At 56.1% G+C, this 25883-nt stretch carries 23 protein-coding genes and 2 pseudogenes; 13 read left to right on the top strand and 12 right to left on the bottom strand.

From position 1 onward, the window contains the following. The first annotated feature begins 93 nt into the window (after nucleotides 1-93). Nucleotides 94-411: a co-regulatory protein PtrA N-terminal domain-containing protein gene (locus CXK94_RS17870; RefSeq protein WP_019405735.1), complete on the top strand. Its 318-nt coding sequence runs from the start codon at nucleotides 94-96 to the stop codon at nucleotides 409-411. A 42-nt stretch (nucleotides 412-453) separates the two neighbouring features. Here CXK94_RS17870 and cadR read toward each other — a convergent pair. After that, nucleotides 454-840, bottom strand: a pseudogene (gene cadR / locus CXK94_RS17865) (Cd(II)/Pb(II)-responsive transcriptional regulator); the annotation flags it as partial. 92 nt (nucleotides 841-932) lie between these two features. On the opposite strand from cadR, the gene CXK94_RS17860 reads away from it, so the two are divergent. Next, a complete protein-coding gene (locus CXK94_RS17860) occupies nucleotides 933-1823 on the top strand; it encodes a cation transporter (RefSeq protein WP_011914454.1) in 891 nt (296 codons plus the stop codon). 86 nt (nucleotides 1824-1909) lie between these two features. On the opposite strand, the gene CXK94_RS17855 is transcribed toward CXK94_RS17860, so the two are convergent. Beyond that, entirely contained in the window at nucleotides 1910-2542 is a 633-nt protein-coding gene (locus tag CXK94_RS17855; RefSeq protein WP_011914453.1) for an HAD family hydrolase, read from the bottom strand. Between the two features lie 55 nt (nucleotides 2543-2597). Then, nucleotides 2598-3254, bottom strand: a complete 657-nt coding sequence (locus tag CXK94_RS22710) for an SOS response-associated peptidase family protein (protein ID WP_011914452.1) — start codon at nucleotides 3252-3254, stop codon at nucleotides 2598-2600. Nucleotides 3255-3497: 243 nt separating this feature from the next. Here CXK94_RS22710 and CXK94_RS17845 point away from each other — a divergent pair, with 243 nt between their 5' ends. Further along, nucleotides 3498-4361, top strand: a complete 864-nt coding sequence (locus CXK94_RS17845; protein ID WP_020307701.1) for a DUF6685 family protein — start codon at nucleotides 3498-3500, stop codon at nucleotides 4359-4361. A gap of 40 nt (nucleotides 4362-4401) precedes the next feature. Here the strand turns inward: CXK94_RS17845 and CXK94_RS17840 are convergent, their stop codons facing one another. The 5 genes from CXK94_RS17840 to CXK94_RS17820 form a co-directional block, all read right to left on the bottom strand. Beyond that, on the bottom strand, nucleotides 4402-5646 hold the full coding sequence (locus CXK94_RS17840) for a helicase/relaxase domain-containing protein (protein ID WP_102895328.1): 1245 nt from the start codon (nucleotides 5644-5646) through the stop codon (nucleotides 4402-4404). A 263-nt stretch (nucleotides 5647-5909) separates the two neighbouring features. After that, complete coding sequence (locus tag CXK94_RS17835; RefSeq protein WP_102895327.1) at nucleotides 5910-6818, bottom strand: DMT family transporter; 909 nt, start codon at nucleotides 6816-6818, stop codon at nucleotides 5910-5912. Nucleotides 6819-7104: 286 nt separating this feature from the next. Further along, nucleotides 7105-7725 carry a tyrosine-type recombinase/integrase gene (locus tag CXK94_RS17830; RefSeq protein WP_003152807.1) on the bottom strand — a complete coding sequence of 207 codons (621 nt, stop codon included), beginning with the start codon at nucleotides 7723-7725 and terminating at the stop codon, nucleotides 7105-7107. Between the two features lie 571 nt (nucleotides 7726-8296). Continuing rightward, complete coding sequence (locus CXK94_RS17825) at nucleotides 8297-10174, bottom strand: pyruvate kinase (RefSeq protein WP_011914445.1); 1878 nt, start codon at nucleotides 10172-10174, stop codon at nucleotides 8297-8299. 224 nt (nucleotides 10175-10398) lie between these two features. After that, the gene (locus tag CXK94_RS17820; RefSeq protein WP_011914444.1) at nucleotides 10399-10890 is read right to left on the bottom strand and encodes a phosphatidylglycerophosphatase A family protein; all 492 of its coding nucleotides are present in this window, start codon (nucleotides 10888-10890) and stop codon (nucleotides 10399-10401) included. Nucleotides 10891-11090: 200 nt separating this feature from the next. Between CXK94_RS17820 and CXK94_RS17815 the strand changes: the two genes are divergently transcribed. Beyond that, a complete protein-coding gene (locus tag CXK94_RS17815; RefSeq protein ID WP_020307703.1) occupies nucleotides 11091-12812 on the top strand; it encodes a potassium/proton antiporter in 1722 nt (573 codons plus the stop codon). On the opposite strand, the gene CXK94_RS17810 is transcribed toward CXK94_RS17815, so the two are convergent. Continuing rightward, nucleotides 12704-13872 (bottom strand): IS3 family transposase gene (locus CXK94_RS17810; protein ID WP_230387492.1). Its coding sequence is split into 2 segments (ribosomal slippage): nucleotides 12704-13635 and nucleotides 13635-13872, totalling 1170 coding nucleotides; the frame shifts between segments, so codons are not numbered across the junction. The genes CXK94_RS17815 and CXK94_RS17810 overlap by 109 nt on opposite strands. Here CXK94_RS17810 and CXK94_RS17805 point away from each other — a divergent pair. The 4 genes and pseudogenes from CXK94_RS17805 (at nucleotide 13871) to CXK94_RS17790 (ending at nucleotide 16610) form a co-directional block, all read left to right on the top strand. Beyond that, on the top strand, nucleotides 13871-14509 hold the full coding sequence (locus tag CXK94_RS17805) for an inositol monophosphatase family protein (protein WP_102895326.1): 639 nt from the start codon (nucleotides 13871-13873) through the stop codon (nucleotides 14507-14509). The genes CXK94_RS17810 and CXK94_RS17805 overlap by 2 nt on opposite strands. A gap of 64 nt (nucleotides 14510-14573) precedes the next feature. After that, on the top strand, nucleotides 14574-14870 hold the full coding sequence (locus CXK94_RS17800) for an MbcA/ParS/Xre antitoxin family protein (protein WP_041755728.1): 297 nt from the start codon (nucleotides 14574-14576) through the stop codon (nucleotides 14868-14870). A 31-nt stretch (nucleotides 14871-14901) separates the two neighbouring features. Then, nucleotides 14902-15880, top strand: a pseudogene (locus tag CXK94_RS17795) (IS5 family transposase). 430 nt (nucleotides 15881-16310) lie between these two features. Next, nucleotides 16311-16610, top strand: coding sequence for a hypothetical protein (locus CXK94_RS17790; protein ID WP_085987739.1), 300 nt, complete (start codon nucleotides 16311-16313; stop codon nucleotides 16608-16610). 219 nt (nucleotides 16611-16829) lie between these two features. Here CXK94_RS17790 and CXK94_RS17785 read toward each other — a convergent pair whose 3' ends face one another. The 3 genes from CXK94_RS17785 to CXK94_RS17775 all read right to left on the bottom strand — a co-directional run bounded on the left by CXK94_RS17785 (nucleotide 16830) and on the right by CXK94_RS17775 (nucleotide 19398). Continuing rightward, nucleotides 16830-17159 (bottom strand): four-helix bundle copper-binding protein, encoded by a 330-nt coding sequence (locus CXK94_RS17785; RefSeq protein WP_024162553.1) that lies wholly within the window; start codon nucleotides 17157-17159, stop codon nucleotides 16830-16832. Between the two features lie 185 nt (nucleotides 17160-17344). Next, nucleotides 17345-18724 carry a heavy metal sensor histidine kinase gene (locus CXK94_RS17780; protein WP_031323825.1) on the bottom strand — a complete coding sequence of 460 codons (1380 nt, stop codon included), beginning with the start codon at nucleotides 18722-18724 and terminating at the stop codon, nucleotides 17345-17347. Beyond that, nucleotides 18721-19398 carry a heavy metal response regulator transcription factor gene (locus tag CXK94_RS17775; RefSeq protein WP_003292145.1) on the bottom strand — a complete coding sequence of 226 codons (678 nt, stop codon included), beginning with the start codon at nucleotides 19396-19398 and terminating at the stop codon, nucleotides 18721-18723. The genes CXK94_RS17780 and CXK94_RS17775 overlap by 4 nt, the downstream gene beginning before the upstream one ends. A 585-nt stretch (nucleotides 19399-19983) precedes the next feature. On the opposite strand from CXK94_RS17775, the gene CXK94_RS17770 reads away from it, so the two are divergent. The 5 genes from CXK94_RS17770 (at nucleotide 19984) to CXK94_RS17750 (ending at nucleotide 25273) form a co-directional block, all read left to right on the top strand. Further along, complete coding sequence (locus tag CXK94_RS17770; protein WP_080505060.1) at nucleotides 19984-20154, top strand: DUF2933 domain-containing protein; 171 nt, start codon at nucleotides 19984-19986, stop codon at nucleotides 20152-20154. Nucleotides 20155-20159: 5 nt separating this feature from the next. Continuing rightward, entirely contained in the window at nucleotides 20160-22514 is a 2355-nt protein-coding gene (locus tag CXK94_RS17765) for a heavy metal translocating P-type ATPase (protein WP_011914430.1), read from the top strand. 73 nt (nucleotides 22515-22587) lie between these two features. Then, nucleotides 22588-22860, top strand: a complete 273-nt coding sequence (locus CXK94_RS17760) for a heavy-metal-associated domain-containing protein (RefSeq protein WP_003292143.1) — start codon at nucleotides 22588-22590, stop codon at nucleotides 22858-22860. Nucleotides 22861-22886: 26 nt separating this feature from the next. Then, nucleotides 22887-23327: a DUF411 domain-containing protein gene (locus tag CXK94_RS17755; protein WP_014597615.1), complete on the top strand. Its 441-nt coding sequence runs from the start codon at nucleotides 22887-22889 to the stop codon at nucleotides 23325-23327. 182 nt (nucleotides 23328-23509) lie between these two features. Further along, complete coding sequence (locus CXK94_RS17750; RefSeq protein WP_003292141.1) at nucleotides 23510-25273, top strand: protein-disulfide reductase DsbD; 1764 nt, start codon at nucleotides 23510-23512, stop codon at nucleotides 25271-25273. Nucleotides 25274-25883 lie beyond the last annotated feature (610 nt).

The following is a 25883-nucleotide window of genomic DNA, read 5'->3' as shown; positions in this document are numbered from 1 at the left end:
ATGGTTAATTACTGCTTTGTAATGCGAAGAACATCTTCTGGTAAGGGTCAACCCTTTAATCTAAAGGTATCTACTAACCCAAGAGGGTAACAAATGAACCGCCCTGCTAAAGTAATCCTGCCGTTCTTTCTGGCCGCTGCTTCTTCGCTCGCTATGGCTGAAGACGGAGGGGAACTAACAATGCAGCGCCTTGAGAGTGCGTCAGTAACAAATCCCACCCTTAAAATACTTGTTAAAGAAGGTAAAGTGCTGAGCATAGCACCTGCAGGGACGACCGGTACGACCGGAATGATTCAGAGTTATAGAACTAACGGCAAAGTTCAAACGTACGAGATGAAGGTTAAGACCCCTGATGGGAAGATCCATACGGTTGAGTTTTTGAGCGCCCCGGTTGGTATAAACAACGGCTAACAGGCCAGTAAGCCCCAACGCCATTAATTTAATGCACGCGTCCTCGCTAATGCCAGCGAGAATTCCACAAGCCTCAACTTCCCGCCCATCACTGCAATTAGCCCGCAGTGATACGAGTTGTCGTTCGAGTGACTGCAGAGCGGTTATCTGCGACTTGACTTGAGAAATGTGTTCATCGAGCAAGGCATTAACGGCCGTACAAGGCTGGCGAGGGTCATCCTGGTAGCGTTGGAGTGCGTGAATCTCTGGAAGTGACAGATTCAGGATTCGGCAGCTCCGGATGAAGGCTAGCCGCTCGCCATGCTTCTCGGTGTAGACACGATAGCCGTTCGCCTGGCGATCAGGCGGTGGCAGCAAGCCCTGCTGCTCATAGAAGCGGATCGTCTGTGTATCAATCCCTATTAGCCTTGCTAATTGACCAATGCGCATCGTGTGAATCCTTATCGGCTCTGCATTATTGACCTTGTAGTAGCTATAGGGCTTTTAATGACCCCATCTTCGATTTCAAGTGGAGCCGTATCATGAGCAAGTCCGATGGTCCCTGCGGCTGCGATGCGACACCAGCCGCCGATGCCGGTGTGCAAAATCATTCCGATACGACGGGGCAATGGGTCAGTGTTTACGCCGTGCCCAAGATGGATTGTCCATCAGAAGAGCGAATGATCCGCTTGGCGCTGAATAGTTTGGACGGAATTCGGAAACTGACTTTTGATTTATCGGACCGTCGATTAGACGTCATGCATGACGGGGCCGTTGAGCCCATAACTACAAAGCTGGCGGCGTTAGGGCTAGGCGCCACACTTCAGAAAACCGTCACTGCAGACCCGGAGATGATTAAAGCCGTCGAGAATTCGGCGGAATCTACACAGGAGTCCCGCTCCCTACGTTTACTGTTAGGCATCAACGCCTTCATGTTCGTGGTAGAGATGACTGCTGGTCTGGTCGCCAGGTCCGCGGGTCTGATTGCCGACTCGCTCGACATGTTCGCTGACGCGGCAGTGTACGGCCTAGCCCTTTATGCGGTGGGGCGTAGCGTCAGCCTGCAGGTGCGTGCTGCACACCTTGCTGGTGTGCTCCAGCTGATTTTGGCTCTCGGCGTGCTCGTAGAGGTATTTAGACGCTTTGTATTCGGCAGCGAGCCCGAGTCGCTGATAATGATGGCCGTCGCATTCCTGGCATTGCTCGCCAACATGGGTTGTTTGCTGCTGATTTCCAAACACAGGGAAGGCGGGGCCCACATGAAAGCGAGCTGGATATTTTCCGCCAATGATGTGGTCATCAACGTGGGCGTCATAGTCGCCGGAGCGCTCGTCGCTTGGAGTGGATCCAACTACCCAGACCTGATTATCGGTACTGTTGTGGGATTCATCGTTCTCAACGGCGCTCGGCGTATTCTGGCGCTCAAGAGCTGAAGGAGCTCCCGTTACAGAAAAAGGGTGTCGTCATGCCTGTAAGCCATCCGGGTCTAGCGGCGACAGCTAGAACTGGCGACGCAGCTTTAGCCATTAACGGATGGTGGGTATTGCAGAACGTGGGCTGCAAAGTCCATCAGCGAGACGAAGCCGCACTGATCGGCTTTTCCTTCACGCTGTAGGTGGTAGCCACGCATGCCTTGCCCAATTGGACCAAGCATATCGGCTTGCAACGTGTCACCGATCATTGCGATGGCGGAGGCTTCGCAGCCAAGCTGTTCGATCATCTGACGATAGATTGCAGGCTCAGGCTTTATTGCCCCAACCTCAAAGCTCCATCCGTAAACATCGAACGACGGCAGTAACAGTTTGGCTGGAATCGCATATGGGGCTGCGAGATTGGAGCACAACGCGAGCTTCAGGCCGGCGTTCTTTAGCTGATTTAGCGACTCCAACGCATCATCGAAAAGGCGAACGCTGGCCAGCTCGGTGAAAAGGTCGCTTTCAAGGCTAGCTAACTCAGAGTTGCTCAACTGCGCACCGAAATAATCGGCAGCTCCAGCCAAACCCAGATTTCGAGTCATCAGAGTCCGTGCGTCATCCGGCCTTGGTGTTCTGCCCTGAAGCCGCAGGTGCTGCATCAGTTGGCGGAAAGGATGGCGACGCTCATCTATCTGGAGAAGCGTGCCAAACACATCGAAAACTACTGCTTGTATCATGCCAGTACCACTACCGTTGGAGGCGAACCGACCACCCGAAGAGCGATGCCGCCCCTCAGTTTTCTGAACTGGATTTCTTCAGAGGTGGCACGAAGAAGATGGGTCTTTGCGGGGGCGCTATCAGGATATCTGTCGACTTGATGCTTGTGCCTTTTCGACGCCTTGTTTTGCCGTTCTTGTCGACCGCCAGCAGATCACCGGTCGCGACAGCAATGTCGAGTGCCTGCTTTACGCGAAGCTCGTCAGCCATGGTGTAGTTGGTCAATCCGCTCATCAGACCCAAAAAAGGTTGCCGTTCTACCTCCCATAGGCCCGCTATCCCTAGCAGCCGCCCATCGGCACGGGAAATTCGAGTAGGAATAGCCTTGCCTGTTCGCCAGTCGGGCTCATAGATCGCCACCGCAGGGATGATGCAGTGCTGTGCCTTCTTCCATGCCTCCCTGAATGACCGCTTGACCGAGGCCGTCTCAGAACGGGCGTTGTAGGTGGACCGTGCCAGCTTTTTGTCGGCCCAGAAGGGCAGGAGCCCAAACACTCCCACCTCAGCTTCAAATGGCAACACGGCGTCATCGTACGGGTCGACATTGCGAGGCTTGCGCAGGAACGGCCCGGCATAACCTGGCCACAATTCGAGCTTCTCCTGAGCGTCGAACTCGACACCAAACTCTTCTTGGAGACGCTCTGGGGTAGGGGCTTCGTAACGACTGCACATAACACACCTCTCATTCGTCACTGTGCTGCTCGGTGTTGCGGCCCGCAACGCCTTGGCGAGTGGGATCTATGATTAGGACAATCTCTCGCGGCACCCCGCTTACTGAGTACATCCTTATACTGAACGCCTGCCTCCGACGATGGTGAATGCATGTCGATAGATCAGCCCCTCCCTTTCTGGCGCAGAGCAGGAACATTTCTATGGGACTCAGTGCGTGAGGACTGTGGGTATCCTGCAACGCTCATGAAGCTGATTAAGAGCCCAGTCAAACTTAATTCGCCCATCCAGGAAACAGCAAAAGGTATTGGCGCAGGAGCGGTTGTTAGGTGGCACGACTTCGGATCTCTTATTTATGAGCGCGGGATATATCGCGACAAGCTGAATGGATGGACCCACTGCCGCACCTATGGTCGGTATGGCTCGACTAGCATCGAATGCGCCCCACTATTGCGCGTTGGCAGCGAGATGCAGATCCAACGGTGGCGGTGCGATATCCAACAGGTAGATGGCTTCTCCGCGTCGAAATCCGAACTCAAGGAGTTCGCCACCATGGATGACATGGTGGTAAGGAACTCACCCGAGATGATCGACGAGATATCTCCGGCGAAGCTGGCGAAGAATCTGGCCTGGGATGAAATTCGGATCATCAGCCACGTCGATCACGATTATTTCGCCACTTGGGCTTGGGACGGACGCGTCTTTCTGATGAACTCCGGCGGTTCGCATCACTTCGCAGCTGCCAAGTACATCGCGGCGCGGCTTGAACAGCCGGTTGAGCTGACCGGAACCTATAAGATCTACGGGTTATGTGAGCAGGCTATAACAGAACTCAGGCGTGAATACGGCATGTTCGTGTTGTCGCATGAGCCTGATGCTTGGTTGGGGTTCAACGAAGCTATGGCTCGCTTCAAGGCAACGTATTATTGGAAGACATTGCCCCGCCCGCACAACCACCAGCGTTGCGCAATTTTTTTACCGCTAAAGGAGAAGCGCTCTGCCATGGTTGCGAGGATTCTCAAGGAAAACAATTTCCAGGACCTAGGCGCTTACTTGGCTGGCCTAGCTGCCCAGTCACAAGCGGTCATCAACAAAGTCAATCCGCCATAATTAGGGTAGTCCAGACCTCAGCGCAACTATCCAATGATAGCTAGTGATCATCCTGACTCTCACAAAGTTTGAGATTGGGATTATCCAGCATCTCAGTTGTGAATACGTCGCCGGGTTTTTTGAGCATATAACCCTTCAGTGTTTTCGTTTTACGAGGTCCAAAGACTTCGCACGTCCAGATGTTATGTCCGTTGCTCTTCTTAACGTGAAGCTTCAGCTTTTCGAACGACTTTTGGACCTGCAGCCATGGCTGTCCTTCGCCAGCCCTCGCTGAGAAGAGGGTCGGATGCTCTTGGGCATACCTTCTGAATATTTCAGGAGTCACCAGAAAAGCCGTGCCGTTGACGGTGTGAACCTTGGCTTTTGCATCATTGATAATGATCTTGTGGGTTCCTACACCCACTTTTAGCCAGTGCATGAAAAGGTGACCTAGCGTGTCGCCGATCGGGCCAGCGATGGTAGCGGTCGCGGCAGTGTCTGACTGAGCTTCGACCTCGGACGCCGCCGGCATCGCCGGGGCGGGTACCGAATTGGTCGGCGCGTCACGCATATCCATCAGATCCAGAAGGTAGTCCGTATCATCTACCTCATCGGGTTGCGGTCCATGGTCACTTGCGGGTTCGTCCCCTTGAGGCTCTGCCGCAACGGCATCGCCGCCCCCGGCAGTAAGGCTGGGCTTTTCCTCCTGCGCTTCGGAAGCTGCGGCAGGGGCTGCTTCTTCGTTGAGGACTTGCACCGAGCCGCCAAAAGGCTCCGGGCGGTCTTCGCCAGCTGCCCATATGAGTGAAGGTGAAACTCTCAAGAACGTGAATGCGTTCTTCCATCCCGTAGGGCTCAGGATTTCGGCATCCCAAATAGCTTTGCCAGCAGGATTCGCAACAATCAGGCCGTTATCCTGAAAGACATTGAAGAGAGTGGAGTTGCGCTCCGGAACACCCTCAATCCCTTGGCTGAGGAGGTGAGCACGCAGCCGATCCGAAACGGTCTTGCTGACCAGCCAGATCGCATCGGCCGTGATCCAGCCATCGGAAGCGTCTGGCTGATTCAACTTGAGCTCGTTCTTCACCAGGTAGCGCAGCCCATCGAGGAGCTGACGCTGAAGAGTGTTACGCGGTGCTGCCACAGCTCTGTCTGGATTGCCGCCAAGCTCATGGGCGACCGACGCCTGGTCAGACCTTACAACGATGTCCCCAAGAACCCCAGCGTGCTCAAACTGGCCAGCCAGTACGTACAGCAAAGCACCCCAGAGCTCTGGATTGGATGAGATCCATCCGATACCATTCAATCAATGTACCCATAGAACGCATACGCGGAATTCGTGTGTGCGTTGATTCGTGAGCGGCAGAGAGAGGGCATTCATTGGTGAAGCAGCGCTGCGGGGTTTAAGAGTGCTCAGCGAGCCTGCTCGAAGAGCCGGCGCCGTGCTGAAGCACGTGAACCGAAACGCCGCTCTGGCCCGGTAGCTGCCAGTCGTCACCGGCGGCAATCGGCCAAATGCTGCCTCCGGCAGCTACCGACCAAAGCCTCCACAGAATTCCATCCAAATACTCATTGGCGCCTAGCCCACGGGGCAAACAGGGCGCGCAGCAGGCGGGATAAGAACTTGGGTACATCAATCTCGGCGATCCGCAGAGCTGAAAAGATGAGAGCTGCACCGGCCAGGGTTCTTCCATCCAAGGTTTCGCCAAGGAGCATCGCTCCCGCGAATGCTGCGAAGATGGGCTCGAACAGGTAGGTCAGGGCTACTTTTTCTTCTTCGAGATACTTCTGCGCAGCACTCTGAACCGCGTACATGAAGGCTGTGGCGAGCAACGCGCAGAACAGAACTCCTTCCCAGAAGGAGGAATCCATTGGGGCCCATTCGGCCCTAGCGTCGAAAAGTGCAGCAAAAAGGCATCCAGTAGCGCAGGTAGCCAGCGCAGTGATGACCGTAAGCATCGAGTCGTACTTATGCGAGAAGAAGCCAACCGTGAGCACATATGCGGCAAAAAAGACTGCACAGCACATGATCCAGATGTCACCTGGATTCAGAGTAAGCCCGGCCCTCGTAACGATCAGATAGAGCCCTGTCAGCGCGACGGCGCAGCAGAGCCAGATTCGAGGCTCGACGCGCTTCCGAAAGAGAGCCCACTTGAAGACCGGGATGAGCAATACATCCAGGCCAGTGATGAAGGCGGTGTTGGTGATGCTGGTGTGCTGAAGCCCGACAGTCTGGAAAATGTTACCCAAACACAAGGGTAGACCTATGGCCACGCCGGCCAGGAGCGTTTCTTTGTTGATCAGTTTCAGCCGTCTGAAAAAGATCACGCAAAGCACTAGCGTAGCGAGTGCGAACTTGTACCCCAGGAATACGAAGGGTGGCCCGTCCGCAACACCCACTTTGGTGAAGGCAAACGAAATCCCCCAGAACGCGGTTCCGAGGATTAACAGGCATAGATATGTCTGACGAACAGGCATGCGAAAACCATCCATTCAAATTGGAGTGGTTAGAGCATGCGGAGAGGCCGCAAGAAAGCCCGAGTTTGCCTTCAATCTCTTCTCTAACGTTAAGGCAAGTCGGTAAAGCGCTTTCATCTGCCGCTATTAATCAATCTGGGGCAGCAGGCTGTCAACAGGTGCTACAAACCAGTCTGCAGCAAGCTGCCATCGACAGATGGCTACAACATGGCACCCGATGCACTGTCGCCAGCTTCCGCTTCTGGCCGGTTAGCGACGGCCTGACTTCGACCGTCGCTATACATGGTCAAACCTCGGTCTGCTCTGCCATTTCCAAGGCGTCGTCGACCTCAATCCCAAGATATCGAACGGTGCTCTCCAGCTTCGTATGGCCAAGCAGAAGTTGAACGGCCCGCAAGTTCTTTGTCCTGCGATAGATCAGTGATGCCTTTGTACGTCTCATTGTGTGAGTGCCATACATGGCCGGATCAAGGCCAATGGCTTGCACCCAGCCTTTGACGATACGAGCGTATTGACGAGTGGATAGATGGTCTGAGGTGTGCAGCCTGCTCGGGAAAAGGCAGTCCTGGCTACGGAGCTGGGCTTGGTGTATCCAGGCCGCGAGAGCAGACCGTGTTTGCTCAGTAATTTCGAACTGCACTGGTCGCTTCGTTTTCTGCTGCATAACCATTGCTCGTGATGACACATGCTCGCCATGAGCAACGTCGCATACACGGAGCTTGGTTAAGTCGCAGGCTCGAAGCTTGCTGTCGATGGCCAGATCGAACAAAGCCAGATCCCGGGTTCGTTCTGCAAGCTGAAGCCTTACTCGGATGGCCCAGATATCTCTCAGCCGGAGCGGGGTTTTCTGTCCGACCAACTTTCCTTTGTTCCAGGGCCGGCGGGTGCAGGTAGCAGTGATGTTCATGGCAAGTCCTCCACATGTGGGAGGACAAGCATGGCTAGCCTGAGAAGTGGTCGCTAACCGGCCAGAACCGGACATTCAACAAGGTTTTACTTTGAGATTTGGGGGCGCCTACAAAGCAGGGGGGCGACAACCAGCGAGTGTCGCGATGCGCTGTGGTTTAGTGCGTCAAAGATAAGTGTCTCCTGGGTCGCGACGGGGCCCGCACGCTCGAAGCGAAGCAAGCCAGCGTCAATCGGCTCGCCCGGCTGGTGCTCCTTCCACAGCCACGCTCATACCTCTCAGTCGGCTACCCTCGAACGCCGCTCTTCCAACTTTTGCTCGATGCGTCTCCACGCTCTGCGAAGTCCAAAACGCAGGTGGGAGAACCGGGTCCGGTCGCGCATGCGGCGTAACCAAAAAGCCGGACGAGCCCGCAGGTTGCTGTCGAGTATCGGCGAGCCAAGTGCTGTCAAATCCCGTCCATATGGGTGGGATGGGGCCTGCAGATACGAGTGGCAGACGGGTGATAACTCGAAGAAAAGCACTGCTGAACACCATTGCCAGTGACCGCGACACCTTCCTTCAGCAGCCTTCAGCTTAGCGCCCCGGTTGCATCCTGCCGCCCAGCCACTTGCAACGAGCGAAGTAAGTCCCGTTTCTTCGCGCGATGCTCCCGCATGCGGCGCAGCACGTCATTGAGGGTTGTCACCGCCTTAAGAATGTATGGCCCCTTGTTGAGCATTACGCACTCAGCACGAACGCTCATGGCTGCATCGGTAATTTCTGAGCGCGCCGGCGCTCCCTTCTTAGCCAGGCTTTCAAGAACCTGGGTTGCCCATATCACTGGTACATGGGCTGCCTCACACAGGCACAGCATCTCTTCCTGAATTTCGGCCAAACGTTCGAAACCGGTCTCTACGGCCAGGTCGCCCCGGGCGATCATGACGCCAAATCGTGGCAATCGCATGCCGGCGAGCAGCATCTTGGGCAGGTTTTCGAATCCGGCACGGGTCTCGATTTTCAACACTACTCCAAGGTGCGTCGCGTCCAGTCGTTCCAAATGATCAATCAATTCAATCACGTCTTCGGCGCTGTTTGCGAACGACATCTGAACGATATCGGCGTGTTTCGCCGCAAACGCCAGTGTTTCAATATCGTCCTCGGTCGGTGCTCGGACTGGGAGGGCGTTGTCTGGGAAGTTGATGCCCTTGTCACTTGCCAGCTTGGCGCGGCCGCTTGCATGTGCGATTTGGGTAATGCGCAAGATCAGCGCATCGGCAGACGCTTTCTCCACCCGCGCCCCAATTTTGCCATCGTCGAACCAAACAGGGTCGCCCGCTGCGACCGCCGCCAATACGTGCGGTAGTGTGCAGCCTATCCTTGCGGTCTCGGCATTGTCGTTGCTCGGTGGATCGATAGGTTGGTCGTCAGCGGTCAGCGCCAACAGGTCGCCAACCCGCAGGGTCAAATGCTGCTCGCGCGGCGGCAAGCCAGTAACGCGCATTCGTCCCAGTGTCTTGCCTGCCCGACGCTGTTTGATCTGCCTGCCGTCTGTGAAGTAGGCCGTTTTCTTCAGCTCCGCCAGGCACCCCTCCTCATCAGACGCGATGACCTTCATCTTTCGTTTCGAGCCGCGCGCATCGCGTAACCTAAGCGTATCGCCAGCACGGACTGCCAGCGCTTTATCGCTTGTAACCATCAAGCATGGGTCGGTATCGGACTCGTTTATGGCTGCCGTCGCCCAGGTAATACGAACGTGGGCGGGGCTGATGACTTGCCCATAGCAATCACGCGTGGGCCGTACCTTTTTTACACCTGGCGCCGTTGCGATAGGGCCTGTGCGTAACTTGGGCCCAGCGAGATCGAGCGCTACCTTGCATTCGCGCCCAAGCGCTTTCTCCGCTGCACGAACATGCTCGATCATCGCACGCCAGCTGTCTGGGTCATCGTGTGCGCAGTTGATGCGCGCGCAATCCATGCCTTCCTTGATCAACGCTTCGATGAGGTCGCGGTTGTGCGCCGCTTCAGAGGGGAGGGTGACCATGATTCGAATCGAGCGCGTGCCACGGGCCTTTCCAAACAGCGCGTCGGCGTGAGCCGCCAATAGACGCTCACCCTCGTGGAGACCACGCTCAGGGGCCTTGGGCTCTTGGGTATTCGGCTCTTCGAGCCGCTGCAACACGCCCATCACCGATGTCACAGCTGCGAGTATTGCCGCCTCGGCGCGGCCCAAGGACGACAAACCGATCTCGGCAAGCTGCGCTTGTAACTCGCGCAGGTCATGGCGACGAAGACATAGGTACTGCAGCAGATTCTCGGCGCTTTGCCTGTAGCACTCATGAACCTGGATATTTTTCAGCGATGCCAGGCAGGCGTCGCTCGTCATCTCGTTACGTAGCCGTTCGAGTTGCACGCGTAATGGATTGAAATGCAAGGCCGCAGAGGGCGGGGTCAGTGCCTTTTTCGACATCGAAATCTCCAGAGAGCCTGCGGCCCGACCGGCCGCTACCGGTATACACTGACCTGATGCAGGTTGGACCTGTTTCATGACAGCCGACCAGTGGGTCGTCCTAGAAAGCAGCACACGAGGTGTCGACCTGTAGCCGAGAGCATCTTGGCCTATGCAACGTTTCAGACAGCAGCGGAGTGACTGGGCCTAGAATCACTGTCGGTAGGGGTGACTTTGAGCTGGAGCTACGGGCGTCTCCAAACTGCTTGTGTCCCACGCAGAACGAGCCAAGCCAATAGCGCGGCCAGCACGTCATCAAAAACGATACCCAAGCCACCACCAATGGTTTCGACGAAATCAATGGGGGGCGGTTTGGTGATATCGAAAAGCCTATACAGTGCGAATCCCGCACCTAGTAGCCACCATCGATGGGTTGTGGCCACTCCCAAAAAAACCAGTGGAAAGGCGAAGTACTCGTCGGCAACGATCTGCGCGGCATCACCGCCTCCAAGCCAACGCGAGGCCCAGTGACACAGCGGAACGCCGACCGCCAGCAGCGCGGTGATGACCAGCAGTTGCCTTGTCAGCGCCTGCCCCCAGAGCCACCACGCCAGTGGTATCCCCAGCAGTGATCCGAAGGTTCCAGGCACCCAGGGTAAAGACCCCAGCCCGAAACCAGTGGCAATCAATAAAACGACTTGCTCAAAGATCAATTGTCGAACCTCTAGGGTGACCATTTGGCATTGCGCGAGAAAGGCCTCGCAACATCTGGCATGAAATCGATTCGACCGCTAGGTATCGAACATCGCTCAAAATGAGCGCTTTTTACTCCTGAGCTACAACTGACCTGATCCGGCGGTGTGGTCGGCTCGCCGGCTTATCACGACGTTGCGTCTGCTCGCGAAAAATGCGGTGCATAGATAATTAAGGACCTTCGGTGTTTGCAATTGACAAGCTATTGCTGCTGGCAGCAGTACTGATCCTGTTCGGTGTGCTCTCCAGCAAACTGTCGGCCCGTCTGGGGCTGCCGGTGCTCGTGTTGTTCCTGATCACCGGCATGCTTGCAGGTGAGAACGGTATCGGCGGGATCGTTTTTGATAATGCCGTTGCCGCGCATGCCCTCGGCACCCTGGCTTTGGCGCTTATCCTTTTTGACGGCGGCCTGCAAACGCCCGTTTCGTCCATAAGGAAGGTTTGGAAGCCAGCGTCTCTGCTGGCAACAGTTGGGGTACTCGCAACGGCCGCAATCGCGGGGCTCGCAGCTGCCTGGATGCTTGAGCTTCCAGTTCTGGAAGGCATGTTGCTGGGTGCGATCATCGGCTCGACCGATGCTGCAGCCGTATTTTCTCTCTTGCGAAACGCCGGAATTCACATCAATCAGCGGCTCAAGTCGGTGCTGGAGATTGAAAGCGCGTCCAACGACCCCATGGCCATCTTTCTGACGGTGGGCTTGTTGGAGGTGCTGGTTAACAGCATGCCGCTTGGCTGGGGTCTGCTTCAGATGTTTTTGATGCAGATGGGGATAGGTGCGCTGGTCGGGCTTGGTGTCGGATGGTCGATACTCAGGTTGCTGAGCAGGATAAAACTGGTCGCGACCGGCTTGTATCCGGTGCTTGTTGCGGCCGGCGGATTGCTCGCCTATGGAGTATCCGCGAATCTGGGCGGCAGCGGATTTCTGGCGATCTTCGTCGCTGGCGTGATGATCGGAAACCAGAAATTCGTTTTCCAGCGCAGCACCTTCCTGTTCATGGATGGCCTGGCATGGCTTAGCCAGATCACCATGTTCGTAGTCCTCGGCCTGCTCGTCGATCCGGTTTCGCTGCTCGATGTGTGGGTCGAGGGGTTGGTGATTGCACTGGTCCTGGTGTTGCTGGCCAGGCCGCTGGCCGTCGCACCAATGCTTGCGCTTTTTGGCTTCAATCTCAGGGAGACGGCACTCGTTTCCTGGGTAGGCCTACGTGGTTCGGTGCCGATCATCCTGGCAATCTTCCCGTTGCTTTTCGGACTGCCTAATGCGCCCCTGATCTTCAATGTTGTGTTCTTCGTAGTTCTGCTATCGGCGACGGTGCAGGGCTCTACGCTCCCGCTCGTCGCGCGCAAGCTGGGGCTGACGGAGAAGCCACCAGCGACGCCCGCCGCGACTCTCGAAATCTCGTCACTGCACGATGTCGACGCGGAAATCGTCGAATACACGCTCGGTAACGATGCGAGAGCCGCCGGCCGTTTGCTCTCGCAGATGGCGTTGCCCGAAGGCGTAGTCGTGGCGATGATCACGCGAGGGTCGGCCGTCATACCGCCTCGAGGGTCGACCAGGCTTGAAGCCGGTGATCATCTGTTTGTCGTCCTCAAGCCAAACAATCAGCCTTTCGTTGACTGCGTTTTTTCCCAGGCGGTAGAAGCGTCAAGAACCGATCTGCCAAACCTTGAACTCCGGCTCAAGGGCAGCACCAAGGTTGAAGATGTGTGGAATTCCTACGGTATCGACCTGGCAGCGGAAAAGGGGCAACCCCTGGATCAGTTGATAAAGGAGGCACTCGATGGCAGCGCTCGTCAGGGGGACGAATTGATGGCCGGATCAGTGCGGCTAATCGTTCGCGAGCAACTGCAAGGGCGCATCACGACGGTTGGAATCGAGGCGGTGCGGCGCTTGGGGTTATAGAACATCTCGATGTAATCGAACACATCACTGCGGGCTTCTTCGCGAGTGCCGTAGGTTTTCCGTCGGATGCGCTCCTGCTTCAGCAACTGGAAAAAGCTTTCCGCGACCGCGTTGTCGTGACAGTTACCGCGTCGACTCATGCTGCTGATTAGGTTGTCGGCCTTTAGGAAGCTCTGCCAGTCCGAGCTGCTGAACTGGCTGCCCTGGTCGGAGTGGATCATCACCTCCTGCCTGGGCTTGCGCCGCCAGACCGCCATCAACAACGCATCGATGGCCAGGTCGCTGCACATCCGTGGTTTCATCGACCAGCCGATCACCTGGCGCGAAAACAGATCCAGCACCACCGCCAAGTACAACCAGCCCTCATAGGTGCGGATGTAGGTGATGTCGGTGACCCAGACCTTGTTCGGCTCGCTGACCTTGAACTGCCGCTCCAGGCGGTTGGGCGAAGCCACCGTCGGCTTACCGCCGTAATAGCCGGGGCGCCGACGATAACCGGTCTGCGAACGCAGCCCCTCCACCCGCATTAGGCGAGCCACGCGGTGCCGGCCACAGGACTCGCCCAGCTCACGCAGGTCGTCGTGGATCTTGCGGTAGCCGTAGACCCCGCCGCTTTCCAGCCAGGCATGCTTGATCAATCCGAGCAGGCGCTGATCTTCCTTCTCGCGTGCGGATTTCGGCTCGGCCAGCCAGGCGTAGTAACCGCTGGGATGTACCTGGAGGGTCTGGCAGAGACGCCGTACCGGGTACTCCACCGACAGCTTGCTGATGACGGCGTACTTCAGCCGGACTCCTTGGCAAAGTACGCGGCGGCCTTTTTTAGGATGTCTCGCTCTTCGGTCACCCGCTTGAGTTCCGCGCGCAAGCGACGCAGCTCGGCCTGTTGATCATCTACCTGCTGCCGCTGTGCTTGGGGCTTGCTGTAGCGCTTTACCCAGGCGTACAGGCTGTGCGCGGACACGCCTAGACGCTCCGCCACATCGGCAACGCGCAAACCGCGCTCGGTGACTTGCTTGACCGCTTCGATCTTGAATTCTTCGGGGTAACGCTGGTTGCTCATGGCACCTCCTGATGGGCCTCATTATGAGGCTTGGAGGTGTCTACGAAACCAGGGGCGATTCAATGATGGAACAGGCGACTTCCTCAATCGTCGGCCGGGCTCTGCCATTTCTATCGGATTGCTGCATAACGCAACGCCAGTGCTGGGCGTGGTTTACGCCCCCGTCACGCCTAGTGGTCCTGACTGCATAGCATGGGCTGAGGGTGCACCGGCTTTACTGCGTAATGGTCGTCCCGTGAATAATGACCTGCAATCTGCGATCTTGGCACCGGGGACAGCGGTAATGGTCAGTTATGGGGGCGCCCAAAAAGCCAAGCAGAATGCTTTGCTTTGCCACCCGGCTATTTTCCACCCGATGCCAAGCATTGCTTACCGCCTTGCGCGTGTTGCCGCAGGCGATGGTGTTGCTGCCGTATCGCTCTACAGCGTTTCGCCCCATGACCTGGTTGCGGGTCATGCTTTGTTGCGGGCGGTCAATGGCGATATCTGGAATGAGAAAGGTGAGTCGGTGCGATACGCATCACCACAAGCATTCACTCGAAGTTTGAATTTCTGCTTCGGTGGCGCGCAGGCAGCGTGCTCAGAACTGCTTGGCCGGCCATGGCATTCGCTGAAAGGCAGTGGTTATGTGCTGTAGGTCGTGTATGCGAGGGTGGGTTATTCGTGGTGAGTTTTTCCTTCTGCCCAAGGAGATAGCATCTGTGGATAAGCCGGCCGAGGATCAAAGCGTCACAGCACTCAAAGGACTGATCAAAAAGCCCGAAAACCCGATATCTGTCGACTCGATGAATCCCCTTGGCGCGACGAAGCAAGACCGTCTTTCCCAAGTAGCAGTCATAGCCGAAGAAATTTTCGAAGACAAAGCCGTTGCAATCTCATGGATGACCACAGTTAACGATGCCTTGGGTGGGAAAATGCCGATATTCCTTTGCGATACCGAGATCGGCGCTCGCCAGGTGCTTAGGGAAATCCTGAAGAAGACTTCCCGTTTCTGGTGAAATACGCCGATCCCGTTGCCGGAGTTTCCCGATGAAGCAGATGACCTTTGCCGACGCCGAGTACGCCGGTAAGCGCAAGCAGACCCGTAAGGAGTTGTTCCTGATCGAGATGGATCAGGTGGTGCCGTGGACGGGTTTGGTTGCCCTGATCGAGCCGCACTACCCCAAGGGTGAAGGCGGCCGTCCGGCGTATCCGCTGATGGCGATGCTACGCGTACACCTGATGCAGAACTGGTTCGGCTACAGCGATCCGGCGATGGAGGAAGCGTTGTACGAGACCACGATCCTGCGCCAGTTTGCCGGGCTGAGCCTGGAACGCATTCCCGACGAAACCACCATCCTCAACTTCCGTCGCTTGCTGGAGAAACACGAATTGGCGGCTGGGATTCTGGCGGTGATCAATGGTTATCTGGGCGACCGCGGTTTGTCGTTACGCCAAGGCACTATCGTCGATGCCACGCTGATCCATGCGCCGAGTTCGACCAAGAATCAGGACGGTAAGCGCGACCCGGAAATGCACCAGACGAAGAAAGGAAACCAGTATTACTTCGGCATGAAGGCCCACATCGGCGCATGCCGAGTCCGGCCTGGTGCACAGCGTGGTAGGGACGGCAGCGAACGTTGCAGACGTTACCCAGGTCGACAAGCTGCTGCACGGTGAGGAAAACATGGTGGGTGCCGACGCGGGTTACACCGGCGTCGAGAAGCGCCCGGAACATGAAGGCCGGGAGGTGATCTGGCAGATCGCGGCCCGCCGCAGTACGTACAAGAAGCTGAGTAAGCGCAGCGCGCTGTACAAAGCCAAGCGCAAGATCGAGAAGGCCAAGGCCCAGGTGCGCGCCAAGGTCGAGCACCCGTTCCGGGTGATCAAGCGCCAGTTCGGTTATGTGAAGACACGCTTCCGTGGCCTGGCGAAGAACACGGCGCAGCTGGTGACATTGTTTGCCCTGTCGAACCTGTGGATGGCGCGCCGGCATTTGCTGACGAATGCAGGAGAGGTGCGCCTGTAATGTGGGAAATGGCCGCTGAGAGGTGTTCGCGGCGGCTAAAAACTCAGAAATGAGCGGATGACTTGATCGATTTTGGTCGAATCGCCGCTTCTAAAATTGGCAAGGGCAGAAGTCGGCCGGAAACACAGGGCTACTTCAGACCATCCCTAGAATAAATTGGCTCACGGCATAAATGCTAGTGTTGTCTTGAGATTCTGTTGCGCTTGGGGGAACTACGCCTTGTTCGAGTATCCGCTTCTTGCTGCCGGAATTTGAAGACCACGAGCAGCAGCCATCGAACAAAAATTTCTGCTGTTTTTCAGTGCAAGTGATGAGGTTAAGAGCACATCACACGTAAGCTCCGCTTAGCATTAATGTAATATAAGACTCAGCTTTGTGTAAGGTTGACACCTTTAAACTATCCAACATCAATGACCAAGAGGTGTTAACGATGAAAAAATTTGCGGCAGTTCTTGCTGTTGGCATAGCCGTAAGTTCCTCCTTCGCAATGGCTGAGGTTGATAGAAACTCAACGATGCAGCATGACTATGCTGCAGTCGAGGGTAGACAGGCTTTAAAGGTTCTTCTTGAAAGCGGTGATGTACTAAGTGTGACGCCAATGGGCGAAGATAGTATTCTAGGCTGGCCAAGCTATCGTGCGCAGCCATACGAAATCAAAATTCGTACTCCTGATGGAGTTGTCCACTCAGTGGAGTTCCGTAGCGCGCCAGTTGGCATCAATAACGGTTAATTATTTATAAGGGAATTAATACGATATAAGCCAATTGTATGATCGTTACGATTGGCTTATGACTGATTTTTCAAATGGCATTCTTTTTTTTGCACAAGAGTAACAATAGAAGCCAAGGCGTCATTTCAGTGGGTAGAGCGTAGGTGTCCTGCCACTGAATAAAAGCGCTTTCCTACCAAGTCCATAAGATACCATCTTGGCAGGAAAGCGGCTTGCTGGTTATACAGCCATACGTTCACATTCCTCAGCGCACTTCATACAGGCTTTCGCGCACTCTTGGCAGTGATCCATCTGATGCTTGGCACACTCTTCACCGCAGGCTCGGCAAATTTTTGCACACAATGCACAGAACTCTTTAGCCAACTCGCTCTGGCGACTCATGAGTCTGGCTGCCAGAGCACATATGTCAGCACAATCTCTGTCGAGCTCAATGCAACGGGCCATCGTTTGTACGTCGTCTTCAAGTAAACAGGCAGATGCGCATGCTTCGCAAACTAGAGCGCAGTTAGAACAAGCTTGAATGCAGCTATTGAACATTGTTTCAGTCATGACTTCCTCCAAAGTTCGTATTTTAGCGTATAGTCTTGAGCTGGCCTGAGGTGATCCTCTAGCAGCTCATAAATCCGACATATTCAGAGTTCGTCCGTTCCAATGGTTAACATTACAATCGTGTAAGGTCCCTTATGATCGCTATGCGGCTGATTTTAAAATATTTACCTTTATTCGATATTTTATTATTGGCGGGGAAATTCCATGTGAAAGCCCGTCACGCCGTCTAATGAGGTGCACCAGATTCTGCCTTTATGGGCCTCAACAATAGATCTGGTAATAGCCAAGCCGAGGCCAGCGTTGCTTGGACTACCCTCGCGCCGGGCAGGATCGACCCGATAGAAGCGATAAAAGAGCTTGTCCAGGTGCTCGGGCTCGATCGTCCCTCCGGGATTCTCGACGCTGAGGGTTACCGTTCTTTCCGCCTCGTGAATCGTTACAGAAATAGTTTCCCCTACCGGGGTGTAACGCAGCGCGTTGGATAACAAATTGGAGACCGCTCTATCAATCATTAATTTATCTCCCAGCACATTTCCTGCGCCTGAGACTGAGAGACGGATATCGCGTTCGTCAGCCACTAAGTGGTAATACGCAAGCAGTTTAGCAACGACATCAGCTAGTTCGATAGACGCTTGTTCGGGAATAATCAAGCCGTTGTCGGATTTGGCCAAAAAGAGCATGTCGTCAATAATGCGTGACATACGCTTCAACTCCTCTAGATTGGAGTAAAGATTCTCCTCATAAGCATCAATATTCCGCTTTTTGGTCAGCACCACCTCGGTGTGGGTCATGAGGTTGCTAACAGGGGTTCGCAGTTCATGAGCAATGTCCGCCGAGAAATTGGAAAGCCGAACAAAGGCATCTTCCAAGCGATCTAACATCGCATTGAAGGACAGAACCAATTGCTGTAACTCAAGCGGTATCGGTTCAAGCGGCATTCGTTCCTGCAACGACCTTGCTGACATCGATGCGGCGAGATGGGTAACTTGCCTCAGAGGCCTGAGACCGCTTCTAACTACCATCCAGCCAAGCGCAGCACTAATTAGAGCGCTGACGCTTAATCCAACGCCGAACCAACGCTGCAAAGTCTGAAAGAAATGCGCGTGGTTAGTGACATCAAGAATCAACAGTGCTGTAAGTGGTTCGGGCTGGTCTGCTACCGAGATTCGGGCAGTCAATCCTCTATACAGGCGGCCGGCATATTTCCATTCCCACATATTCTGCTGTTCTGCGTCCCTATAGCTTTCCGGGACGTCGACTGTCTTGGGATCAGAAAAGAGCACTCTGCCATCTTCGCTCAAGATGGTCGCCGCTAAATCATGATGGGCACCTAGCAGAGCTCGCAACTGCGGTAGCTCCTCAGCAAGGTTTGCGCTGCTGCGTACGTTATTGAAAATTTTCTTGGTCGATTCGAGCTTCTCCACCAAGGCCTGCCGATCCAACACTTCGAAGTGATGCTGGCTAAGCAAATTGAAGCTCAGCCCAGCTATGGTGAGAACTACAACCACCACAGACATGAACATGACACTCATTCGGGCGGTCAGCGAAAGGTGACGCAGTCTCACTCCGGTGCATCCATCATATAGCCCATGCCACGCACGGTATGGATCAGTTTGTGCTCGAAGTCGTCGTCGACTTTTGCGCGCAGACGGCGTACCGCGACCTCGATAACGTTGGTGTCGCTGTCGAAGTTCATATCCCATACCTGAGATGCAATCAGAGACTTCGGAAGCACCTCGCCGCGTCGGCGCATCAACAATTCCAGCAGTGAAAATTCCTTCGCCGTCAGATCAATTCGCTTCCCAGCACGAACGGCGCGGCGCTTTAGCAGGTCCACTTCGAGATCTGAAATTTTCACGGTGGTTTGGGTGGGGGAGCCGCTGCCCCTGCGAAGCAATGTCCGGACCCTTGCCAGAAGTTCGGAGAACGCGAACGGCTTAATCAGGTAGTCGTCCGCGCCCAGCTCCAGGCCTTTGACGCGGTCTTCCACGCCATCACGTGCGGTCAAGAACAGTACGGGTATTTCGTGCCCTGCTGATCTGACCATGCGTAGCACCTCCCATCCATCTAACCCTGGCATCATCACGTCAAGGATTAAAAGGTCATAAACCTCACTCAGCGCATATTGGAGCGCATCTGTGCCAGTCGTGACCCGGTCGACGGTAAATCCAGCTTCGGTAAGTCCTTGTTGCAGGTAAGAACCAGTTTTGGGTTCGTCTTCAGCGACCAGTAATTTCATGCAGGCAGATTCCGAAAGTTTGTTTCGACTCAGTGTGCAGGTTAACGAGGCCGCCATCTAGAAGCTTACAAAAATGTAACGTACAAATCAGCTCGCTGACAGGCGGAGGTGATAGTGTTTCACATAAGTCGGAATCTATGTTCGAGCAAAATATGAGCAGTGACTCTAAGAATGCTAGCAGCTGGTTTTTCCAGGCCTTCCACATTGCTCCCTTGGCCTAATGGCGCCTCAACGGCGCCTTTTTTTTTTGGTGATCTGATCAGGCGGGCGAGCCTTACAGATAGTAATTTAAGTGTGCGCACCTCTGAACTTGAAGTGAATTAATTCATTCCTCTGCACGGAGTTTCTTTCAATGCTTAGATTGGGCGCGACATCCATCAGTCGGCTATCAAGCAAGGAGGGTCGGCAAGGTGAGGATCCGTTAATCTCCTTAGTTGGCATGCTATATCTATCGGGACGAGCGGCTCATGCTGACGCAACGTACTAAAAATACCAGCACTGGAGGTCACTGCCGTGTATCACCGCCATCTTCATCGGAATAATGAAATATCTTTTTGGAAGACTAGACCCGGCGTAGCGCTCTTAATGCTGGCAATAATCGGTTTTTTCTACTTGGCACGCGAGCATTACGGTCATCTCTTGCAGGGACTGCCATACATAATCTTGCTGCTTTGCCCGTTGCTCCATTTGTTTGGTCACAACCATGGTGGCCATTCCAATCCCACCCGTGTCTCCAAGGACAAAGATAGGAAGTAAATGGCATGCACAATTCTTCCAGCAACCACGACCGGCATCAGGCTAACCATTCGCACGATCAAAACGGTAAACAGTACGACCCGGTGTGTGGAATGGCGGTCAAGCCAGATAGTCCTCATCACGAGACCTTCGAAGGAAAGACTTATCGCTTTTGCAGCGCAAGGTGTCAGGAGAAATTCCAGGCTGCCCCTCAGCGGTTCGCAAGCGGCCGGCCGCATGAGCAGCATCAAGATGTAGCTCAAGCGCCGTCCGGACCTAGCACCGAATACATCTGTCCGATGCATCCGGAGATTCGCCAGGCAGGACCAGGAAGCTGCCCAATCTGCGGTATGGCATTGGAGCCTGTCATTCCGGAACTAGACGAAGAAGAGAACCCGGAGCTTAAGGACTTCTCTCGGCGCTTCTGGTGGACCCTGCCGTTGACGGTGATCGTCACCGTGCTGGCCATGGGTGGGCATTCCCTGAACCTGTTCCACGGCACCACGCAGAACTGGGTCGAGCTCGTACTGACCACTCCGGTAGTGCTTTGGGCTGGCTGGCCATTCTTCGAGCGCTGCGTACGCTCGTTCGTGCTGCGCAGTCCGAACATGTGGACGCTGATCGGCCTCGGCACCGCCGCCGCCTACCTGTACAGCGTCGTTGCCACTCTGGCGCCAGGCGTGTTTCCTGCCGACTTTGTACAAGACGGGCGCATCGGCGTGTACTTCGAGGCGGCGGCGGTGATCATCTCACTGACTCTGCTCGGCCAGCTCCTCGAGCTGAAGGCACGCTCGCAGACCTCGGCGGCGATCAAGTCACTACTCGGCCTGGCGCCGAAGACCGCGCGACGCATCAATCCCGACGGTACAGAGGACGACATTCCGCTCACCCATGTTCATGCGGGCGATAGGCTACGCGTACGCCCTGGAGAGAAGGTGCCAGTCGACGGTCTGGTGCTGGAAGGCGAAAGCGCGGTGGACGAGTCAATGCTGACAGGCGAGCCGGTGCCGATCATGAAGCACGTCGGTGACAGTCTCATCGGTGCCACCCTTAACGCCCACGGCAGTCTGGTGATGCAGGCGCAGAAGGTCGGCAGCTCGACCATGCTTGCGCAGATCGTGCAGATGGTTGCCCAGGCGCAGCGCTCCAAAGCACCGATGCAGCGACTGGCTGATGTTATTGCTGGTTACTTTGTGATGGTGGTGATCGCTATCGCCATACTAACCTTCCTTGTCTGGGGGCTTTGGGGTCCGGAGCCGAGCTGGGTCTTCGGTTTGATCAACGCGGTGGCGGTGCTGATCATTGCCTGCCCGTGCGCCCTGGGCCTGGCCACGCCAATGTCGGTAATGGTCGCAACCGGCAAGGCGGCCGGCAGCGGCGTACTGTTCCGCGATGCGGGCGCCATCGAAAATTTGCGCAAGATTGACACGCTGATCGTCGACAAGACGGGCACCCTGACTGAAGGTCGCCCGGCCTTTCACAGTGTAGAGGCGGCGCCTGGTTTCACTCCGGATGAGGTGCTGCGCCTGGCAGCGAGCCTCGATCAGGGCAGCGAACATCCCCTGGCCCACGCCATCGTCGACCATGCCCGCGCGCACGGCCTGGCACTGAGCACGGCCGAGACATTCGAATCAGCCTCCGGCATCGGCGTACGTGGCCAGGTTGATGACCACCACCTGCAACTGGGCAACACCGCGCTGATGAATGATGCCGGCGTGGATGCCAGCTCCCTCAGTGCGCGGGCCGAACAGTTGCGCGGCGAAGGCGTGAGCATCATGTTCCTGGCGGTGGACGGCGTCCTGGCTGGTCTGCTGGCAGTGGCTGATCCGATCAAACCGACGTCGAAACTGGCGGTAGAGCGCCTGCAGGCAGACGGCGTGCGGGTGATCATGGCCACCGGTGATGGCCTGACTACTGCTCGCGCAGTGGCCCGCGAGCTAGGCATCGAAGAGGTGCACGGCGAGGTCAAACCACAGGACAAGGAACGCTTGGCCGCCGCCCTGCAACAAGAAGGGCACCGCGTGGCCATGGCCGGCGACGGCATCAACGACGCCCCAGCCCTGGCGCGCGCCGATATCGGCATTGCCATGGGCACCGGCACCGACGTGGCGATGAACAGCGCTCAAGTCACGCTGGTCAAGGGCGACCTGCTGGGCATCTTGCGCGCAAGGAGCCTGTCAGTGGCCACCGTGCGCAATATGCACCAGAACCTGACCTTTGCTTTTCTCTATAACGCTCTGGGCATCCCGCTGGCCGCAGGCCTGCTCTACCCGCTGACCGGCCTGCTGCTGTCGCCGATTATCGCCGCGCTGGCGATGAGCCTGAGTTCGGCCTCAGTGGTGTTTAACGCGTTGAGGCTGCGCAAGGTATCGATCGATTGAAACGCTTGACCTTGCCGCTCTGGCAAGGTTGAACATCTGCTCAACCATTACGGTGACTTCCCAGGAGATTCTCATGAGCACCATTGAACTGAACGTCGAAGGCATGAGCTGCGGCTCGTGCGTCAAGCATGTCACCGAGGCGCTCAACACTGTCGAGGGCGTCACCAAGGTGGATGTCGATTTGCAAGCCGCCAGGGTGCGGGTTAGCGGCCAGAGCGACAGCCAAGTGCTGATTGCTTCCCTGACTGATGCGGGATATCCCGCGCAGCTGGCCAGTCCGGCAGCCGGGACGAACAACATGAAAAAGACGGGTTGCGGTGGCAGCGGTGGCTGCGGCTGCAACTGAAAACGAGAGGCAAACAAGGTTCTTATATGTCTAGAAAACTGCGTATATCAGCCCTTGCGGCGCTGCTGGTAAGTGGGGCGATCCATGCCGCTGAACCCTTGATCATCGATGTACACCGAGACGCCAACTGTGGTTGCTGCAAGGACTGGATCTCCTATCTGGAGGACAACGGCTTTGCGGTCCGCGACCATGTTGAACGCAACATGCGTTCGGTGAAGCAAGACCTAGGAGTGGAGCCGCGTCTGGCGTCCTGTCACACCGGTGTGATCAACGGCAAGTTCGTTGAAGGCCACGTGCCGGTGGCGCAGATACTCGAATTGCGCAAGCGTTCCGACCTGCTAGGTATTGCCGTGCCCGGCATGCCGGCTGGATCGCCCGGTATGGAGCACGGTGATGCCAAACATGCCTACGAGGTAATCGGGCTTACCCGTTCAGGGCAGGATGAGGTCCTCGCCAAGTACCCGTAAATTCAGGCTCCGTGCCGCTGACCGGCTTTCCCAGGCGGGTGGCAGCAAAGAGAACGCGGGGGTGATCACTGGATGATCGCAGCGATCACCCCGTCCGGCTCGCTTGCTCAGGACAGTTTCCTGACTTGCGAGGCGGAATTATGTCCGGAGCCTTTCGTTAACTCTTGTTCCGCGAGATACCCATGTTCCGCCTTTTGCTGTGCCTGCTTTTACTGATCCCACTGCCGGTCAGTGCTGGGATTTTTGATCTGCCTCGCTCACAGCCGGCCCTGTTCAACGCCCCCCTGAATAACAGCCAGGACTTCCTGCCGGTGGATCTGGCCTTTGGCCTTGATCTGATAGAAGCCGACACCGACAGTATTCGCCTGCGGTTCATAAATGCCGATGGCTATTACCTCTACAAACATCGTTTCGCCTTCAACAGCGACCATCCGCAAGTAACAATCGGCACCCCGCAATGGCCTGCAGCCGAACCGAAAACCGATGAGTATTTCGGCGATGTCGAGGTGTTCTACGGCATTACGGACTTAGAACTACCGATTGATAACCCTCAGAACAGGCCGTTCACCCTGCAGGTGAGCTACCAGGGCTGCGCCGATCTGGGACTGTGCTACCCACCTGAAATGCGCACTTTTCAGATCGGTAACTCGCCCCCGGTATCGCCTGCGCAACCGGAAACGACCTTGGACTGGGGAAGTCTGGCACTGTTCTTTCTGGCCGGTTTGGGGCTGACTTTCACTCCCTGCGTGCTGCCGATGCTGCCCATCCTTTCCGGCGTAGTGCTGCGTGGACAACTCGGTGGGCTACGAGGTTTTCGCCTGTCGCTTGCCTACGTACTTCCCATGGCTGCCTGCTTCGCACTGCTCGGAGCGCTGATGGGCATGTTCGGAGCTGGCCTCAACCTGCAGGCGCGCCTGCAGTCACCGTGGCTACTGGTGCCCTTTGCGCTGTTCTTTTCGGTATTTGCCCTGGCCATGTTCGGGGTGTTCGAGTTGCGTATGCCGCGCTTTATTACCGAACGAATGGATCGCCTGGCCAGCCGAACCCGCGGGGGTTCAATGATAGGGGCCGCAACGCTAGGCGTGCTGTCAAGCCTGCTTGTATCACCCTGCGTGACAGCACCACTGGTCGGTGCGCTGCTGTACATCAGCGCCACCGGCGATGCCCTGGGCGGCGGGCTGAAGCTGTTTTCGCTGGGTCTGGGCATGGGGGCGCCGTTGGTGTTGTTCGCCACTGGTGGCGCCGCCTTGTTGCCCAAGTCCGGGACCTGGATGGTCGGCGTACGCAAGGTTTTCGGTCTGATGTTGCTGGGTGTCTCTGTATGGCTGCTGGAGCGTGTGTTACCAGCTCCCGTGACGCTGGCCTTGTGGGGCCTGTTGGCGGTTGGCACTGCGTTGTGGCTGGGCGCCCTGGAATTTATTCCTAAGCCCGGCAAGCAGAAGCTTGCCCAGTTGCTTGGTGTGGCCTTGCTGGTTTACGGCATCAGCAGTTGGGTGGGCGCTTTGCAAGGTCAAACCGACCCGCTGCGCCCACTGGGTCGCCTGGACGCCCAAGGCTTGCCTCAAATCGGCGCAACCGTCGGCTGGCAGACCCTGGACACCCCAGCAGCCCTGGATGCGGCACTGTTGTCAGCGAAAACTGCCGGCCAACCTTTGCTGCTGGACTGGTACGCCGACTGGTGCATCAGTTGCAAAGTAATCGAACGAGAAGTACTCGAAGTGTCCTCTGTGCGCGAACAGCTGGCTGATTACCGGCTGGTGCGCTTCGATATGACGCGTAGCGATGCCGAGCAACGCGCGCTGCTTGATCGCTACCAGCTGTTTGGCCCGCCGGCACTGCAATTGTTTGCCCCCAGTGGTGATGAGTGGCAGGACCTTCGCACGGTTGGTGAAACCGACGCCGAGAGTTTTCTGGAACGACTGCGTCAAGCCGACGACCGAATGTAAAGCATGCAACCTGGTCGCTCCCGGAAGTCGACGTCAGCTGGCAGATCGCAGCCCGCCGCAGCATGTACTTGCGGCGGCTGAAAGCTAAGACGTGGGCAGATGACTTGATCGTTTTTACCGATGCTCCACTTTCAAAATCCGTGACGGCTGAAGTCAGCCATTTGTTGAACAGCCACACCGGAACTTAACAGTCAGAAAAACTAGAACCTGACAGAACTGTAATGTTTCGCTAAGGCCTGTGACAGGATGCCGCGGTTAAGTTGGCGTCGTGCCTGAAGAACAAAGCACTCCGTTCAAACGGAAACCGAATTAACGGGTATTTCGAGGGGGATCGAACAATGCCCCTGTTTTCATGCGTTGCCGAGTACTCCGACTTGGCAGGGGCGAATGTGTCAGTTGGCATATGGGGCACCTGAGTGGCGGTTTGAGAATCTGTCGCCTCCAAGCAGCATAAGCCGAGGCGCCTGTTGCAAATTGCGACGCCAAATAAGCTGAGCTTACCAACTGCTGAAGAGGCGCTGCTCGCTGGAACGAGTTCACACAACAGTGGGAAAGGTTGAAGGTGGAATCTCGATAGTGGGGCAGTCAACGAACCCGAGACCGGATTGCT

The sequence above is a fragment of the Stutzerimonas stutzeri genome (assembly GCF_002890915.1).
GTDB lineage: Bacteria > Pseudomonadota > Gammaproteobacteria > Pseudomonadales > Pseudomonadaceae > Stutzerimonas > Stutzerimonas stutzeri_AF.
The sequence above is the reverse complement of the archived record's forward strand: the minus strand, read 5'-3'. Positions and strand labels throughout refer to the sequence as shown.

Bases quoted from the DNA above. Each gene is read 5' to 3' on its own strand.
- CXK94_RS17775 (WP_003292145.1), bottom strand. From the start codon at position 19,398: ATGAAATTACTGGTCGCTGAAGACGAACCCAAAACTGGTTCTTACCTG.
- CXK94_RS17830 (WP_003152807.1), bottom strand. From the start codon at position 7,725: ATGAACATCACTGCTACCTGCACCCGCCGGCCCTGGAACAAAGGAAAG.
- CXK94_RS17785 (WP_024162553.1), bottom strand. From the start codon at position 17,159: ATGACTGAAACAATGTTCAATAGCTGCATTCAAGCTTGTTCTAACTGC.
- CXK94_RS17750 (WP_003292141.1), top strand. From the start codon at position 23,510: ATGTTCCGCCTTTTGCTGTGCCTGCTTTTACTGATCCCACTGCCGGTC.
- CXK94_RS22710 (WP_011914452.1), bottom strand. From the start codon at position 3,254: ATGTGCAGTCGTTACGAAGCCCCTACCCCAGAGCGTCTCCAAGAAGAG.
- CXK94_RS17770 (WP_080505060.1), top strand. From the start codon at position 19,984: ATGCTGGCAATAATCGGTTTTTTCTACTTGGCACGCGAGCATTACGGT.
- CXK94_RS17835 (WP_102895327.1), bottom strand. From the start codon at position 6,818: ATGCCTGTTCGTCAGACATATCTATGCCTGTTAATCCTCGGAACCGCG.
- CXK94_RS17755 (WP_014597615.1), top strand. From the start codon at position 22,887: ATGTCTAGAAAACTGCGTATATCAGCCCTTGCGGCGCTGCTGGTAAGT.
- CXK94_RS17805 (WP_102895326.1), top strand. From the start codon at position 13,871: ATGGCACCTCCTGATGGGCCTCATTATGAGGCTTGGAGGTGTCTACGA.
- CXK94_RS17870 (WP_019405735.1), top strand. From the start codon at position 94: ATGAACCGCCCTGCTAAAGTAATCCTGCCGTTCTTTCTGGCCGCTGCT.
- CXK94_RS17760 (WP_003292143.1), top strand. From the start codon at position 22,588: ATGAGCACCATTGAACTGAACGTCGAAGGCATGAGCTGCGGCTCGTGC.
- CXK94_RS17790 (WP_085987739.1), top strand. From the start codon at position 16,311: ATGAAAAAATTTGCGGCAGTTCTTGCTGTTGGCATAGCCGTAAGTTCC.
- CXK94_RS17820 (WP_011914444.1), bottom strand. From the start codon at position 10,890: ATGGTCACCCTAGAGGTTCGACAATTGATCTTTGAGCAAGTCGTTTTA.
- CXK94_RS17845 (WP_020307701.1), top strand. From the start codon at position 3,498: ATGAAGCTGATTAAGAGCCCAGTCAAACTTAATTCGCCCATCCAGGAA.
- CXK94_RS17765 (WP_011914430.1), top strand. From the start codon at position 20,160: ATGCACAATTCTTCCAGCAACCACGACCGGCATCAGGCTAACCATTCG.
- CXK94_RS17860 (WP_011914454.1), top strand. From the start codon at position 933: ATGAGCAAGTCCGATGGTCCCTGCGGCTGCGATGCGACACCAGCCGCC.
- CXK94_RS17855 (WP_011914453.1), bottom strand. From the start codon at position 2,542: ATGATACAAGCAGTAGTTTTCGATGTGTTTGGCACGCTTCTCCAGATA.
- CXK94_RS17825 (WP_011914445.1), bottom strand. From the start codon at position 10,174: ATGTCGAAAAAGGCACTGACCCCGCCCTCTGCGGCCTTGCATTTCAAT.